The organism is Actinoplanes sandaracinus (genome assembly GCF_030009775.1).
Lineage (GTDB): Bacteria > Actinomycetota > Actinomycetes > Mycobacteriales > Micromonosporaceae > Actinoplanes > Actinoplanes sandaracinus.
The window spans coordinates 425,246-439,752 of the sequence record NZ_JASCTH010000001.1 but is presented as its reverse complement, the minus strand read 5'-3'; the positions used below and the strand labels follow the sequence as shown (position 1 = coordinate 439,752).

At 71.2% G+C, this 14,507-nt stretch carries 13 protein-coding genes; 5 read left to right on the top strand and 8 right to left on the bottom strand.

Annotated elements, in window-relative coordinates:
- Nucleotides 1–19 precede the first annotated feature (19 nt).
- Entirely contained in the window at nucleotides 20–1,567 is a 1,548-nt protein-coding gene (locus QLQ12_RS02055) for an acyl-CoA synthetase (protein WP_282756773.1), read from the top strand.
- 161 nt (nucleotides 1,568–1,728) lie between these two features.
- Nucleotides 1,729–2,421 (top strand): M23 family metallopeptidase, encoded by a 693-nt coding sequence (locus QLQ12_RS02050; protein ID WP_282756772.1) that lies wholly within the window; start codon nucleotides 1,729–1,731, stop codon nucleotides 2,419–2,421.
- 198 nt (nucleotides 2,422–2,619) lie between these two features.
- On the opposite strand, the gene QLQ12_RS02045 is transcribed toward QLQ12_RS02050, so the two are convergent.
- Nucleotides 2,620–3,399, bottom strand: coding sequence for a crotonase/enoyl-CoA hydratase family protein (locus QLQ12_RS02045; protein WP_282756771.1), 780 nt, complete (start codon nucleotides 3,397–3,399; stop codon nucleotides 2,620–2,622).
- Nucleotides 3,400–3,461: 62 nt separating this feature from the next.
- Here QLQ12_RS02045 and QLQ12_RS02040 point away from each other — a divergent pair, with 62 nt between their 5' ends.
- On the top strand, nucleotides 3,462–5,045 hold the full coding sequence (locus QLQ12_RS02040) for an acyl-CoA synthetase (protein ID WP_282756769.1): 1,584 nt from the start codon (nucleotides 3,462–3,464) through the stop codon (nucleotides 5,043–5,045).
- Nucleotides 5,035–6,120, top strand: a complete 1,086-nt coding sequence (locus QLQ12_RS02035; protein WP_282756767.1) for an NAD(P)H-dependent flavin oxidoreductase — start codon at nucleotides 5,035–5,037, stop codon at nucleotides 6,118–6,120. The genes QLQ12_RS02040 and QLQ12_RS02035 overlap by 11 nt, the downstream gene beginning before the upstream one ends.
- Nucleotides 6,121–6,219: 99 nt before the next feature.
- On the opposite strand, the gene QLQ12_RS02030 is transcribed toward QLQ12_RS02035, so the two are convergent.
- Both QLQ12_RS02030 and QLQ12_RS02025 read right to left on the bottom strand, forming a co-directional pair.
- The gene (locus QLQ12_RS02030) at nucleotides 6,220–6,795 is read right to left on the bottom strand and encodes a TIGR03086 family metal-binding protein (protein WP_282756766.1); all 576 of its coding nucleotides are present in this window, start codon (nucleotides 6,793–6,795) and stop codon (nucleotides 6,220–6,222) included.
- 463 nt (nucleotides 6,796–7,258) lie between these two features.
- A complete protein-coding gene (locus QLQ12_RS02025; RefSeq protein ID WP_282756764.1) occupies nucleotides 7,259–7,462 on the bottom strand; it encodes a cold-shock protein in 204 nt (67 codons plus the stop codon).
- Nucleotides 7,463–7,696: 234 nt separating this feature from the next.
- Here QLQ12_RS02025 and QLQ12_RS02020 point away from each other — a divergent pair, with 234 nt between their 5' ends.
- Complete coding sequence (locus QLQ12_RS02020; RefSeq protein WP_282756762.1) at nucleotides 7,697–8,494, top strand: hypothetical protein; 798 nt, start codon at nucleotides 7,697–7,699, stop codon at nucleotides 8,492–8,494.
- On the opposite strand, the gene QLQ12_RS02015 is transcribed toward QLQ12_RS02020, so the two are convergent.
- From QLQ12_RS02015 to QLQ12_RS01995, 5 genes are all read right to left on the bottom strand, one after another.
- Nucleotides 8,457–10,343, bottom strand: a complete 1,887-nt coding sequence (locus QLQ12_RS02015) for an ABC transporter ATP-binding protein (RefSeq protein WP_282756761.1) — start codon at nucleotides 10,341–10,343, stop codon at nucleotides 8,457–8,459. The two genes, QLQ12_RS02020 and QLQ12_RS02015, sit on opposite strands and share 38 nt — an antisense overlap.
- A 245-nt stretch (nucleotides 10,344–10,588) precedes the next feature.
- Nucleotides 10,589–11,416, bottom strand: a complete 828-nt coding sequence (locus tag QLQ12_RS02010) for a hypothetical protein (protein ID WP_282756760.1) — start codon at nucleotides 11,414–11,416, stop codon at nucleotides 10,589–10,591.
- A 30-nt stretch (nucleotides 11,417–11,446) separates the two neighbouring features.
- A complete protein-coding gene (locus tag QLQ12_RS02005) occupies nucleotides 11,447–12,577 on the bottom strand; it encodes a sulfotransferase family protein (RefSeq protein ID WP_282756759.1) in 1,131 nt (376 codons plus the stop codon).
- Nucleotides 12,574–13,341: an SDR family oxidoreductase gene (locus tag QLQ12_RS02000; protein ID WP_282756758.1), complete on the bottom strand. Its 768-nt coding sequence runs from the start codon at nucleotides 13,339–13,341 to the stop codon at nucleotides 12,574–12,576. The genes QLQ12_RS02005 and QLQ12_RS02000 overlap by 4 nt, the downstream gene beginning before the upstream one ends.
- 4 nt (nucleotides 13,342–13,345) lie before the next feature.
- Nucleotides 13,346–14,473 carry a hypothetical protein gene (locus QLQ12_RS01995; RefSeq protein ID WP_282756757.1) on the bottom strand — a complete coding sequence of 376 codons (1,128 nt, stop codon included), beginning with the start codon at nucleotides 14,471–14,473 and terminating at the stop codon, nucleotides 13,346–13,348.
- Nucleotides 14,474–14,507: the final 34 nt, after the last annotated feature.

Sequence of the window (14,507 nt, the reverse complement as noted above, 5' to 3'; positions counted from 1 at the left end):
CGAGTTATAGAGTCACGGCATGACCGGCATCGGGATGTGGAACATCGCGGCCGAGCGCCCGCAGCTCACGGCCATCGTCGAGCCGGGCGGCCGCACACTCACCTACGGCGAACTGGCCGCCGAGGCCGACCGGATCGGGCGCGGCCTGCACGACGCCGGGCTCCGCGCCGGCGACACCGTCGCCCTGCTCCTGCCGAACGGCGCCGACATCCTCACCGCCTACTACGCGGCGGTCCAGATCGGCCTGCACGTCGTGCCGCTGAACTGGCATCTCACCGCCGCCGAACTCGGCTACATCCTGCGCGACAGCGGCGCCCGCGCGTTCCTCTCGCACGCACGCTTCACCGACCTGGCACGCGACGCCGCCGCCGAGGCCGCCCTTCCCGGCGCGGCCTGCTTCGCGGCCGGCGGCATCCCCGGCTTCCGCTCCCTGGACACTCTCGGCACGTCCGGATCAGGCAGACCATCGCCGCGTACGCTCGGCGCGCTCATGGTCTACACGTCCGGCACGTCCGGCCGCCCCAAAGGGGTGCGCCGCCCGCTGCCCGGCCTCGACCCGGACCAGGTGGCGCCGGTCTCGCTGTGGTTCTTCGGCCTCTTCGGGCTGCGCCCCTTCGACGACCACGTGCATCTGTGCTGCTCGCCGCTCTACCACACGGCCGTGATGAACTTCGCGGTCATCTCGCTCCAGTTCGGCCACACCGTCGTGGTGATGGACCACTGGGACGCCTCGGAGTTCCTGCGTCTCATCGAACGGCACCGCGTCACCCACAGCCACATGGTTCCCACCCAGTTCCGCCGCCTGCTCGCCCTGCCGTCGTCGTTCCGGTCGCAGGTCGACGTCTCCTCGATGCGCGCGATGATCCACGGCGCGGCGCCCTGCCCGCAGCCGGTGAAACGGGAGATGCTCGACTGGTTCGGTCCCGTGGTGATCGAGTACTACGCGGCCTCCGAGGGCGGCGGCACCCTGATCAACGCCACCGAGTGGCTGGCCCGCCCCGGCTCGGTCGGCCGCGCCTGGCCCGGCTCCCGGGTCCGGGTCCTCGACGATGACGGCAAGGACCTGCCGCCCGGTGAGCCCGGCACCGTCTACCTGCAGATGGGCGACGCCACCTTCGAGTACCACGGCGACGCCGAGAAGACCCGCGCCTCGTGGCGGGACCGCATGTTCACCGTCGGCGACATCGGCTACCTCGACGAGGACGGCTACCTCTTCCTGTGCGACCGGGCCAGCGACGTGATCATCACCGGTGGCGTGAACGTCTACCCGGCGGAGATCGAGAACGAGCTGGCCGTCCACCCCGCCGTCGCCGACGCCGCGGTCTTCGGCATTCCGCACGACGAGTGGGGCGAGGAGATCAAGGCGGTCGTCGAGCCGGCGCCCGGCGTCACCCCCGGCCCCGCCCTCACCACCGAGCTGCTCGCCTTCCTCGGCGGCCGTCTGGCCCGTTTCAAGCTGCCCCGTACCGTCGACTACGTGACCGCGCTGCCCCGCGACCCCAACGGCAAGCTGTACAAACGCCTCCTCCGAGCCCCCTACTGGTCCGGCCGCGACCGAGCGATCTGACCCACCCACCCCGCCCCCGGCCCGAGTCGGTCCCAGCCGGAGCGACACCACCTCAGCCGTAGCCCACAAACGTCAAGGCACCCGTTCGACGCGTGCCCGCTACGGCTGGGTGGGTTGGGGTGGGGACAGCGCGGCTGGCACTGTCTGCCTAAGGTGGCGCGATGCGATTCCATCCCTACCTGACCGGGCTCACCGCTCTGGCCGTGCTGGCCGGAAGCGGCGCCGGTGAACCCCCGGTGGCGCCCGCGGACCCGGTGTCCGCGCCGGCGCCGGCGGTCGAAACGGCTCCCGCGCAGATCGAACTGGCCGCGGCGACGACGGTGACCGCCGTCGCGGCGGCTGCCAAGCACAAGTACGCCTTCCCGGTGAAGGGGAAGAACGTCTCGTATCACAAGACCCACTCGGGCTACCCGGCGACGGACATCTTCGCCGCCTGCGGCAAGCCGTTCCTGGCCACCACCAGTGGCGTGGTGCTGGAGATCAGCCGGGTCGACCGGTACAGCAAGAAGAAGCCGGACGGCCCGCTCAACGGCGGCAAGTTCGTCTCGATCCTCGGTGACGACGGTGTCCGCTACTACGGCTCGCACCTGAGCGTGGTGTCGGCCGGCCTCAAGAAGGGCGTCCGCGTCAAGGTCGGCCAGCAGGTCGGCAAGGTCGGCAAGACCGGCAACTCCAGCGGCGTCTGCCACGTGCACTACGGCATCTCGCCGTCGTGCAAGAAGACCGGCGACTGGAAGGTCCGCCGGGGCGTGGTCTGGCCCGCGACATACCTGACCTCGTGGCGCAAGGGCGGCCAGAAGAGCCCCGCCGCCGCCGTCAAGGCCTGGAACAAGAAGAAGAACTGCAAGGCCTAGTTCGTACGGTCCACAGCAGTCCCGTGTGCCCGGCCCCCGCACGTCGGGGCCGGGCACACCGGTTCCGCGGGCCCTCGAGCGGGCAGCCGGTGCGTGGGCAGCAGCCCGGCGGGGGCGCTGCGGTCCGGTGTGGCGCCCACGTCGCGTGGTGGTGCGGGACGGTCAGATCTTCGGTGGGGCCGCCTGGCCGTACGCCATCTAGATGCCTTTGAACTGGGGTTTCCGCTTCTCGATGAAGGCCCTCGGGCCTTCCTTGGCATCGTCGGAGGTGAAGACCTCCATGCCGATGCGCGATTCGACGGCGAAGGCGTCGTTCTCGGGCAGGCCCTCGGTCTCGCGGATGGTGCGCAGGATCGCCTGGACCGCCAGGGGCCCATTGGCGGCGATGGTCTCCGCCAGCGAAAGCGCCTCCGTGAGGGCCTGGCCGTCGGGGACGACGTGGCCGATCAGGCCGATCTCCTTCGCCTCGGCCGCGGTCAGGTGGCGGCCGGTGAGCAGCAGTTCGGCGGCGACGGTGTAGGGCAGCTGGCGTGGCAGGCGGACCGCGGAGCCGCCGAGCGGGAACAGCCCCCAGCGCGCCTCGGAGACGCCGAATCGGGCGCTCTCGCCGGCCACCCGGACGTCGGTGGCCTGGAGGATTTCGGTGCCGCCGGCGACGGCCGCGCCCTCGACGGCGGCGATCAGCGGTTTGGTCAGGCGGCGGCCTTTGAGCAGGGCGTCGATGCGGGAGAGGTCGACGCCGCCGTTGCGGAAGCCGTCTCCGGGGTGATCGCCGGTCATGGCGCGCAGGTCGGCGCCGGCGCAGAAGGCGCCGCCGGCCCCGGTGAGGATCACGACCCGGATCTCCGGGTCGGTGTCGGCACGGTCCCAGGCGTCGCGCATGACGGCGAGCATCTCGGGGGAGAGCGCGTTGCGGACCCGTGGCCGGTTCATCGTGACGATCAGGATCGGACCGCGCTGTTCGACGAGGGCGTCCACCCGGTTTCCCTTCTGCTGCACAAGTCTTGCCTCGGAACGATAACAGGTTCTACTTTGCGTTGATGGCGGCCAATATTGCGGACCTGTTCGAGCACGCGGTCGATGCCTTCGGAGATCGCGTCGCGGTGGCCTGCGGCGAGCGTGAGATCACCTACGCGGAGCTGGAGGAGAGCGCCAACCGATTGGCCCATTTCCTGCAAAGTCGAGGAGTGGGCAAGGGCGCCCACGTCGGGCTGTACGCGGGCAACTCGATCGAGGCCCTGGTGGCCATGATCGCCGTGTACAAGCTCCGTGCCGTGGCCGTCAACGTCAACTATCGCTACGTCGAGAACGAGTTGCAGTATCTGTTCGAGGACGCTTCACTGTCCGCGCTGATCCATGACCGTGGGTTCTCGGCCCGCGTCAAGGCTGTGCGGGCCACTCCGCAGACCACGATCGCCCTGCCGGACGGCACTGTCGCGGACATTCCGGGCGTCAGTTATGAGGACGCGCTGGCGGTCGGTAAACCGGACCGCGACTTCGAACCGCGCTCCGGTGACGACATCTACCTGCTCTACACCGGCGGCACCACCGGATACCCCAAAGGTGTGATGTGGCGGCACGAGGACGCCTGGCGGGTCCTCGGCGGCGGCATCGACTTCATGTCCGGCATCCCGCTGGAGGACGAGTGGGCACAGAGCCGCCGCGGCGCCGAGATGCCGCGGATGACGCGGCTCTGCCTGGCCCCGCTGATCCACGGCAACGCGCAGTGGGCCGCCCTGGCCTCCCTCTTCGGCGGTGACACGGTCGTCTTCCTGCCGCACTTCGACGCCGACGAGGTGTGGCGCACCATCGAACGCCGCCAGGTCAACGTGGTGGTGCTGATCGGCGACGCGATGGCCCGGCCGATCATCGAGGCCTACCTGGCCGGCGGCTACGACGGATCGTCCCTGATGGCGATCTCGTCGAGTGCCGCGCTGTTCTCGCCGTCGGTGAAACGGCAGTACATCCTGGCGCTGCCGGACGTCCTGGTCACCGACGCGATCGGCGCGTCCGAGACCGGGTTCACCGGCCTCGGCGTCGTCGCCGACGTGGAAGGCGGCGCCGTCGACGGCCCCCGGGTGATGCCCGGCCCCGACACGATCGTCATCGACGACCACGGCAACAAGGCGCCGCCGGGGGTGATCGGCCGGCTGGCCCGGGGCGGCCACCTGCCGCTCGGCTACCGCAACGATCCGGTCAAGACGGCCGCGCTGCTCACCGAGGTGGACGGGGTCCGCTACGCGATCCCCGGCGACCTGGCCCGGCTCGAGGAGGACGGCACGATCACCCTGCTCGGCCGGGGCAACACGTGCGTCAACACCGGCGGCGAGAAGGTCTTCCCCGAAGAGGTGGAGGGCGCCCTCAAATCCCATCCGGACGTGTTCGACGCCCTGGTCATCGGTGTGCCCGACGACCTGCTCGGGCAGAAGGTGGCCGCCCTCGTGCAACCCCGGCCGTCCGCCGTGCTGGACCTCTCCGAACTCGACGCCCACGTGCGGCAGCGGATCGCCGGATACAAGGTGCCCCGGTCCGTCTGGCTGGTCGACCGGATCGCCCGCACCATCAGCGGCAAAGCCGACTACCGGTGGGCGCACACGTACGTGAGGGAGAACGATGCGGACTGACCTGTGCGACCTGCTCGGCATCGAGCACCCGATCGTCGGCTTCAGCCCGTCCGAGCACGTCGTCGCCGCGATCAGCCGGGCCGGCGGGCTCGGCGTGCTGGGCTGCGTCCGCTTCAACGACGCCGCCGAACTCGACACCGTGCTCACCTGGCTCGACCACTCCACCGGCGGCCGCCCCTACGGCGTCGACGTCGTCATGCCCAGCAGCGTTCCCACCGAAGGTCTGCCCGACGACCTGGGAAAGATGATCCCTCCCGGACACCGGGACTTCGTCGAGAGCACTCTGCTGCGCCTCGGCGTGCCACCGCTCGACGCCGCGTCCACCCGGCCCGGCGTGCTCGGCTGGCTGCACTCGGTCGCCCGCAGCCACGTCGAGGTGGCCCTCAACCACCCGGTGCGGCTGATCGCCAACGCGCTCGGCCCACCACCGGCCGACGTCATCACCCAGGCCCACCAGCGCGGCCTGCTCGTCGCCGCCCTGGCCGGCCGCGCCGACCACGCCCGCAGCCACGTCGCGAGCGGAGTCGACCTGGTGGTCGCCCAGGGGTACGAGGCCGGCGGCCACACCGGCGAGATCGCAGGCATGGTGCTGGTGCCCGAGGTCGTGGACGCGGTGGACGTGCCGGTCCTGGCCGCCGGCGGCATCGGCAGCGGCCGTCAGATCGCCGCCGCCCTCGCGCTCGGCGCCCGCGGCGTCTGGATGGGCTCGGTCTGGCTCGGCACCACGGAGTACCAGAGCGGGCCGGCGCTGCGCGAAGCCCTGCTGCGGGCGTCGTCCAGCGACACGGTCCGCAGCCGGGTCTACTCCGGTAAACCGGCCCGGCTGCTCCGCAACCGCTGGACCGAGGCCTGGTCGGATCGGGAGGCGCCGGCGCCGCTGCCGATGCCGTTGCAGAATCTGCTGGTGTCGCAGGCCCACGATCGCCTGATGGCGTCCGGGGACCCGACGGTCGTGCCGATGCCGGTCGGGCAGATCGTCGGGCGGATGAACGAGGTGCGGCCGGTCGCCGAGGTGCTCACCGATCTCGTCACCGAGGCGGACGAGACGCTCGTACGCCTGCACAAACTCCTCTGAGCTGGTCGCGTCGCAGGCCACGGCGGGTCACGGCCGAGGCCGCCCAGCCCGGAGCCCGGCGTGCCGCGGTCTCAGCCCGGAGCCCAGCGTGCCGTGGCCTCAGGCTGGGGTCCAGTGAGGGTCGCGGCCGATGAAGCCGATCAGGCGGTCTTGCGGGCCGGCGTCGGCCGGGACGGGAACGGCCGGGCCGTACTGGCCGGACATGCGGAGGATCTCCTCCATCTGCTCCATCCCGGCCAGCAGGACGGCGCACAGGCCGGGGTCGAGCCGGTCGTCCTGCGAGGTGGCGCGAGCCAGGTCCCAGGTGTGCATGAAGACGTCGGTGGTGTAGAAGCGGTCGATCGCCTGGTCCAGCGGAAGCTCGCCGATGTGCGGGTTGGTGAAGACGCGACCGGCCGTTTGCGGGTCGTCGAGCAGTTCCCGCACGGCGTCGTTGTGCGTATGCCAGGCCTGAACGGGGTCGTCGTCGGCGCTGGGACCCTTCGGCAGCTCGACCCCGGCGCCGGAGGCGAGGAAACCTGGCAGCCACTCGACGAGGTGGCGGACCACGTCCCGGGCGGTCCACCCGGCCACCGGGGCGGGGGCGTCCCAGTCCTTGGCGCCCTCGACGCGGGCGGTGAAGTCGGCGGAGATCTGGCGGTGGCGCTCGGCGGAAGGTAGATCGGCCAGCGGCATCGGCGGCGTCCTTTCGGTTCGGCCCATCGTTTCAACTCGACAGTTTAAAGCATGCGGCCATTCCGCCCCAGCCGTAGCTCAGACATCTCATCAGCGGCGGACAGCACGTCTGAGCGACGGCTGGCCTGGGTCCGTGCTGGCCGACCGACTGGGGCGGGCCGGCGGGCGGGATCGGCGGGGAGGGGAAGTGCTCGCCTGGAGGGTGCTGGGCCGGCGCTATGACGGTGCTTGGTCGGGGGAGCGGGGGCGTCGGAGCGGGTATGCCGGGTGCTGTTCAGGCCACGGCTAAGGCGACGGTGAACGGCGGCGCTCGGACTCCGGAAAAGGTGAACTAACGAAGAAGAGCGTGTGAAAGTCTGATCCGAACCGGACCTGACTTTCACACGCTCTCGATTCTTCGTCACCAGAGGGAATTCCGGGCGGCTAAGTGATCATTCCCGGCCCGGACTCTGGCGGCGGTTCGTCAGATCGTGCGGATGTTCTCCGCCTGCGGGCCCTTCGCGCCCTGCGAGACCTCGAACTCCACGCGCTGGTTTTCCTCGAGCGTGCGGAAACCGCTCGTTGCGATTGCCGAGAAGTGGGCGAACACGTCGGGGCCGCCGCTGTCCTGGGTGATGAAGCCGAAGCCCTTGTCGCTGTTGAACCACTTCACGGTACCGGTGGCCATGATTTTCTCCTCGCAAGCATGTGGAGCGCCGCACCGCGCGGAACTCCGCGTCACAGTCTTGAAGACCACCCGGGGAACCGGGCCCGACGAAAAACGCCTGAGGGGCTCGGATGCCCTTCAGGCGTCAGGAAACGTCTCTAGAAATCAAAACTGCAACACGCCCAACCTAACACACGAATCCGCAAAGCGCCGGAGCGTAGGGTCGAATTCAGCGAGCCGATCGTTGGGGGTGGCATGTTCGTCTTCCGGTCTTTCCTGGCCGCGGCACTGGCCGTGATCGCGGGGGGAGTCGCCACCGCTCCGGCCGCCCATGCCGAGGGCACCATTGACGCCACGCCGCGGCAGGTCGCCCGGCTAGCGAGCGTCCCTGCCGAGGCGGCGCCGCGGGCGGTTGGTCGGCCCGCGAGTGTCGCTGCCGAGGCGATGCCGCGGGTGGTGGGCCGGACGGTGAGCGTCCCTTCCGGGGCGATGCCGCGGGCAGCCGCCCAGGCCACGGGTGTCTCCGTCGGGGCGGTGCCCCGGCCGGCAGGCCGGGACGCCGGCATCCCGGACGAGGCCATGCTGCGGCCGGCCGATCTGGGTGGCGCCGAGACCCGCGAGGCGGACGCCGAGAGCTGGCCGGCGCTGCGCCCGCCCCGGCCGTGCGGCATGCGCGCCCCGAAGCCGGCCGCCGATCGCGCCGTCTCCGCGATCGTCGACGCCGACCGGGCCCCGGTGGTCGTCCTGGAGTACGTGGCCCAGCACCCCGCCGGCGCCGCCGAACGCTACCTGCGGCGGCTGCGCGCCGCCGTCCGGGACTGCCCGAACTGGCGGCTCGAGAAGTCCGGGACGGACACGCTGACGATGCGCTGGACGCAGACCTGGGAGCACGTCGACGATCGGGTCACCCACCACACCTACGTGGCCGTCGCCCGGACCGGTCGGGCGATCGTGCTGGTCGCCGACCTGGGCTGGGAGACGTCGAGCGGTGAACGCGCCCGCGCCGAGCGGCTGATCACCCCAGCGACACGGCGGGCGGCGGTCCTTCACTGAACTGGGTGCGGTACAGCTCCTGGTAACGGCCGCCGACGGCGAGCAGTTCGGCGTGGGTGCCGCGCTCGACCACCCGTCCGTCCTCGATGACCAGGATCTGGTCGGCTGCCCGGACCGTGGACAGCCGGTGTGCGATCACCACGGCGGTCCGCCCGGCCAGAGCCTCACCGAGCGCGGCCTGCACCGCCTGCTCGGACGTCGAGTCCAGATGCGCGGTGGCCTCGTCCAGGACGACGACGCGGGGCCGGGCCAGCAGCAGCCGGGCGATGGTGAGCCGTTGCCGTTCGCCGCCGGAGAGGCGGTACCCGCGCTCGCCGACGACCGTGTCCAGGCCGTCCGGCAGCGACTCGATCAGGTCGGCGATGCGGGCGCGGCGCAGCACGTCCCACAGTTCGTCCTCGGTGGCGGTGGGGCGGGCGAGCAGCAGGTTGGCGCGGACCGACTCGTGGAACAGGTGCCCGTCCTGGGTGACCATGCCGAGGGTCTGCCGCAGCGAGGTGGAGGACAGGTCGCGGACGTCGACGCCGGCCAGCCGCACCGCCCCTGCGCCGGTGTCGTACAGCCGTGGCAGCAGGCTCGCCATGGTCGACTTGCCCGCGCCGGAGGAACCGACCAGGGCGACCATCTGTCCCGGCTCGGCGCGGAACGAGATGCCGTGCAGCACCTCCTCACCTCCGCGGGTGTCCAGGGTCGCGACCTCCTCCAGCGAGGCCAGCGACACCTTGTCGGCGGACGGATAGGCGAACCGCACGTCGTCGAACTCCACCGCCACCGGCCCGTCCGGCACCGGCCGCGCCCCGGGCTTCTCCTCGATCAGCGGTTTCAGGTCCAGCACCTCGAACACCCGCTCGAAGCTGACCAGGGCGCTCATCACCTCGACGCGGGCGCTTGCCAGGCTCGTCAACGGCGCGTACAGCCGGGTCAGCAGGATGGCCAGGGCGACGACCGCGCCCGGGTCGAGCTGACCGCGCAGCGCGTAGAACCCGCCCAGCCCGTAGACCAGCGCGATCGCGACCGCCGACACCGACGTCAAGGCGGTCAGGAACACCCACTGCGCCATCGCCGTACGGATTCCGATGTCGCGGACCCGCCGGGCCCGGGCGGCGAACTCGGCCGACTCGGCTTCCGGGTTTCCGTAGAGTTTGACCAGCGTCGCTCCCGGCGCCGAGAAGCGTTCGGTCATCTGCGTGTTCATCGCCGCGTTGTGCTCGGCCGCTTCCCGTTCGAGGCCGGCCAGCCGCCCGCCCATCCGGCGCGCCGGCAGCACGAACACCGGCAGCAGCAGCAGCGACAGCATGGTGATCTGCCACGAGATGCCGATCATCACCACCAGTGTGAGCACCAGCGCGACCAGGTTGCCGACGACTCCCGACAGGGTGTCGCTGAACGCCCGCTGCGCCCCGATCACATCGTTGTTGAGCCGGCTGACCAGCGCCCCCGTGCGTGTGCGGGTGAAGAACGCCACCGGCATCCGCTGCACGTGGTCGAACACCTTGGTCCGCAGGTCGAGGATCAGGCCTTCGCCGAGCCGGGCCGACAGCCATCGCTGCACCAGTCCCAGACCGGCCTCGGTCAGCGCGATCACCGCGATCCCGGCGGCCAGCCACATCACCAGGCGCTGTTCCCGGCCTTCGACGATGGCGTCGACGACCCGGCCGGCCAGCACCGGTGTCGCCACGGCCAGGATGGCGGTCACCACGCTCAGCGCCAGGAACCCGGTGAGCGCCCGCCGTTGTGGCCGGGCCAGCGCGAGGATCCGCCGTAACGTGGCCTTGGAGAACGGCCGCTTGTCGTCCTGCTGGTTCATGACGTGGTACATCGAGTTCCAAGCCGCGAATTCCATGCTCATGACCCGAACCTCCCACCTCATCCGTGGTTGAGGTCAAGCGACTTTTTCCGGAAGCCAGGCAGCAGCGGCGACCCCGTGGCCGCGACATGCTGCAGGGGCGGGCACGCTGCGTGGCATCCTCGGCGATGTCGGGATGACGATCGGCGAGCTCGCTCCCTGGCGGGCTCAGGCCCGGCGGGTCGTGCCGGCCCACGGCGCGTGACGAGCAAGTGGCCCGCCGGGTGGCGGGCTGCGGCGCGTGCCGGTTACCAGCCGCCTTCGAAGAACGCCAGCAGGGCCGGCGCCGGGTCGAGCGCGGTCGTCGTGTTCGCCACCGCGATCAGGCCGGCGACCAACGGCAACAGGGCGGTGACGACGCCGAACGACGCGAGCACCCGGCGGGTCCGGCGCTCGGTGCGCGCCGTGGCCGCGAACCGCCGCCACAACAGCACGCTGAGAGCGGTGATGCCGGCCGCCACGACACCGGCGATCACCGCCATCGCCACGTGGTACCGGGCGAAGTCGTCGATCATCACTTGAAGGGCGGGGGACGCCTGGCCGCCGTCGGCGAGCCGCTGCCGGACCTGGTCGAGCGTCGCGGTGGACTCGCCGCCGCCCGGGCCGTCCAGCAGCATCGGCAGCAGGGAGGCGAAGGGTGTCACCGAACCCTGGACGTTCGCCATCACCAGCGCGAGGGAGAACAGCGCGAGCGCGGTCACCGCGACACCGGCCGAGGCGAGAGCGGCCCGCCGGCCCGCCCCGAGACCGGCGCCCCGCGTGAAGGCCTTCCAGAGACGGGCCCCGAGCACGGCGAGCACGGCGAACAGCAGCGCCGCCGTCACCGCCTTGACGAGGTGGTAGCGGAGCCAGTAGTCGACGACACTCGTCAGGCTCGGCGAGAACGACTGGCCGCCGGACCGCCAGAACTCGGCGAACGCCGCCCGCAGTGCGCCGGCGAGTTGCCCCTGGCCGGCGAAACCGCCGTCCGGCCGAATCGCCGCCAGCGGCGCCGGGGCGAGGACGAAGGCGGCGGCGAGCAGCGCGGCGACGCCGGTCAGCACCCGGTCGGAGGAACCACGTTCGCTGATCCACACAGGAGGCACGGTAGCGCGGCGGATCCACGGTCACTGTTCGAAAGCGGACTCCACGTCGGCGGTCGTCAGGCCGTACGAAGCGAGGTCGTAGGTGTGTGCCGGTCTGGCCGGACCCCGCATGGTCCCGGTGTGCAGCGCGGTCATCGCGGACCGCGCCGGACCGGTCAGCCGGGCGCCCAGCCGGTCGTAGATCGTCTCGACGGTGCGCAGCGGCGCGGCGACGAAGTCCTCGTAGCGGACGTCGATGAAGCGGGCCGGATCGTGCCGGGCGCGGTCGGCGCGGAAGCGCCGCAGCCCTCGTGACCACAGCGACAGCTGCGCCTTGCCGACGACCGGGCCGGAGAAGACCGTCGACCAGCCGGCCGAGGCGCGGGCGTTGAGGCTGCACACCGACGCGATGGCGGTCCGGGGGTCCCGGTGGGTCTGGATCACCACCGCGTCCGGATAGACCGTGAGCAGGGCGTCCAGGGCGAACAGGTGGCTGGGGTTCTTCAGAATCCACCGGCGATCCTGATCGTGCAGGCCGATCAGCTGCAGGTTGCGGCGGTGCCGCCGGTACGCGGCGGTCCAGTCGTGCTGCGCGAGCCACGCCGAGTACGACGGGATGTGCGCCGTGCACTCGAAGGACACCGAGGTCATCGACTGGCAGAGCAGCCGCCAGCACTCCTCGACCTGGTCCGGGCCCATGTGGTGCACCCCGTCGAGGCCGGCGCCGCGATAGGCCTCCTGGAGAGCGACGAAGATGGGGTGGGAGAGCCAGGTGTCGCGCGGCGGGCGCGGCTGCGGGACCTCGGTGAGCCACAGCTCCGGCCCTTGATGGGCGGGGTCGGCGGTGAGCAGCCGGTGCAGGGCGGTGGTCCCGGTGCGCGGCAGCCCGGTGACGAACACCGGGCGCGGAAGCCGCGCGGCGGCGTGCTCCGGGAACTGCCGCCACGCGGCCTCGGCGATCAGGCGGGAGGCCAGGGCGCCACGCAGCAGGCCGCGGGTCCGCTTGCTGCCGGCCGGGGTCAGGGCCGCCTCTTCGGCGTACGACCGGAGCAGCACCGCAAGCCCGTCGAGGTAGTCGTCGCCGCTGCCGAAGTCGTCCAGGCCGGTCAGCCGGGAGGCCGACGAGCGCAGGTCGGCGACGGTGCCGACGTCGGTGCGTGATGTGGTGGTCAATGGTGGAACTCCCCGCAGTTGACGTCGAGACAGGCTCCGGTGACGCCCCGGGCCAGGCTGGAGGCCAGGAACACGATCGCGTCGGCCACCTCGTCGGGTTCGGGCAGCCGCCGCAGGTCGATGGTGGCGGCCACCTCGTCGTAGATCTGCCGGGCCGGCACGCCCCGCTGCGCGGCTTGGAACTCGAACCAGCCCCGCAACTGGTCGGCCCAGATCCAGCCGGGGGCGACCGAGTTGACCCGTACCCCCTTCGGCCCGAGTTCGCTCGCCAGGTTCTGGGTCGCCGCCAGCAGCGCCGCCTTCGCGACCTTGTAGGGCCCGAACGGCCGCCGGGAGTGCCGCAGCACCGCCGAGTTGACGACCACGACCGCGCCCCGGGACTCGATCAGGGCGGGCGTGGCCAGCCGGATCACGCGCAACGCGGTGAGGACGTTCCCATTGAGCCCGGCCCGCAGATCGTCGAGATCGACTTTGCCGAGGCTGCGCATCGGCGGCATCGTGAACGCGTTGTGCACCAGCACGTCGATGCGCCCGAACGCCTCGAGCGCCCGGTCGATGAGCCGCCGCACCGCCGTCTCGTCGGAGAGGTCGGCGGGCACGGCCAGCGCCCGGTCACCGATCTTCCCGGCGAGATCTTCCAGGATCTTCGGGGTACGGGCGGCGAGCACGACCGCGGCGCCCTGCTGGGCGGCCCGCAGCGCGACAGCCTGCCCGAGCCCCGGCCCGACCCCGGCGACCAGCACCACCTTCTCCGCGAGCAGCACCGGGTCAGCCCAGCATCCGGGCCGCGACGGCGGCCTGCCGGGCGGCGATCCGTTCCCGCCACGCCTCCGGGCCGATCGGCGTGTGGTACGGCAACCGCTTCGGCAGGTCGTCGACGGCCACGATCTCCACCCGGGGCCCGTCGTCGGCGGTCAGCTCGCGGGAGAGCCGCTGCCAGCGCAACTGCACGTATCCACGACGGTGCCCGGTCCGTTCCAGCCAGTTCGCGACACCCGGGTCCCGCTCGCTGATCACGTACCGGATCATGCCGTCCGGGTCGGTCCGGGCCTGGTCGCGCGTCAGGCTGGTCTGGTGGTTGATGTAGTCGAGCGAGACGTACCACATGCTGCCCAACTGGACGCCCAGGTAGGGGGCGTCGCCGGCGGGCACGGTGACGATTATCGCCTGGTCGTCGTCGAGGTCGTAGTGCCCGACCGAGGAGTACTGGGTGGACAGCCCGCCGGGGGTGGGCCGCGGCGCGGTGAGCGTGTTGACCGGCAGGCCGAGGTAGAACCGCTCGGCGAAGGCGAGGAAGGTGTGCAACCGGCTGATCAGGATCTTGCCGGCTACGCCGTACCGCTTGGTCATCGCGTCGACCGTGGGCGGCGGCGGGGCGGCGCCGATCCGGTCCGCGCGCTGGATGCGCAGCATCCCGGGCCGCTCGGCGGCCCAGTCGCTGAAGACCTCCCGCACCACCAGCATCCCCTTCTTGAGGCCCGCTCCCAGCCTCATCTCGTACGACCCGTCGGGCGCGATCTCGATCTCCCGGTCGTCGAAGGCGGTGAGACTGTCCGGCACCCGGACCGGTGAGTAGTCGCCGTCGAGGATCTGGAAGCTCAGGTCGGCCGTGGTGCCGCGGACCCCGGTGACGACGTACTCGGCGTCGTCGCGCAGCCAGGCATGGAAGTAGAGGGTGTCGGGATTGTCCAGGCCGAGTTTCGTGTAGGGGCCGGTGGAGCGGATGAAATAGGGAAAGTCCCGCTGGTAGGCCCAGGCCATCTGCACCGAGGCGCGGATGCTGCCGGCCAGGTAGTCGTAGCCCTCGGCGAGGTCCTGCTCGCCGTGGACGTGGGGGGCCGTGGTGATGATCTTCTCGGCCTCGCCGATGGCGTCCGCGAACGGTCTCGTCAGCACGACCACACAATAGAACTCGTTCTAGTTTTTGGTC

What these genes read in the sequence shown, in the direction of transcription:
- QLQ12_RS02055 (WP_282756773.1), top strand. Translation starts at nt 20, where the DNA reads ATGACCGGCATCGGGATGTGGAACATCGCGGCCGAGCGCCCGCAGCTC.
- QLQ12_RS02050 (WP_282756772.1), top strand. Translation starts at nt 1,729, where the DNA reads ATGCGATTCCATCCCTACCTGACCGGGCTCACCGCTCTGGCCGTGCTG.
- QLQ12_RS02040 (WP_282756769.1), top strand. Translation starts at nt 3,462, where the DNA reads ATGGCGGCCAATATTGCGGACCTGTTCGAGCACGCGGTCGATGCCTTC.
- QLQ12_RS02035 (WP_282756767.1), top strand. Translation starts at nt 5,035, where the DNA reads ATGCGGACTGACCTGTGCGACCTGCTCGGCATCGAGCACCCGATCGTC.
- QLQ12_RS02030 (WP_282756766.1), bottom strand. Translation starts at nt 6,795, where the DNA reads ATGCCGCTGGCCGATCTACCTTCCGCCGAGCGCCACCGCCAGATCTCC.
- QLQ12_RS02025 (WP_282756764.1), bottom strand. Translation starts at nt 7,462, where the DNA reads ATGGCCACCGGTACCGTGAAGTGGTTCAACAGCGACAAGGGCTTCGGC.
- QLQ12_RS02020 (WP_282756762.1), top strand. Translation starts at nt 7,697, where the DNA reads ATGTTCGTCTTCCGGTCTTTCCTGGCCGCGGCACTGGCCGTGATCGCG.
- QLQ12_RS02015 (WP_282756761.1), bottom strand. Translation starts at nt 10,343, where the DNA reads ATGAGCATGGAATTCGCGGCTTGGAACTCGATGTACCACGTCATGAAC.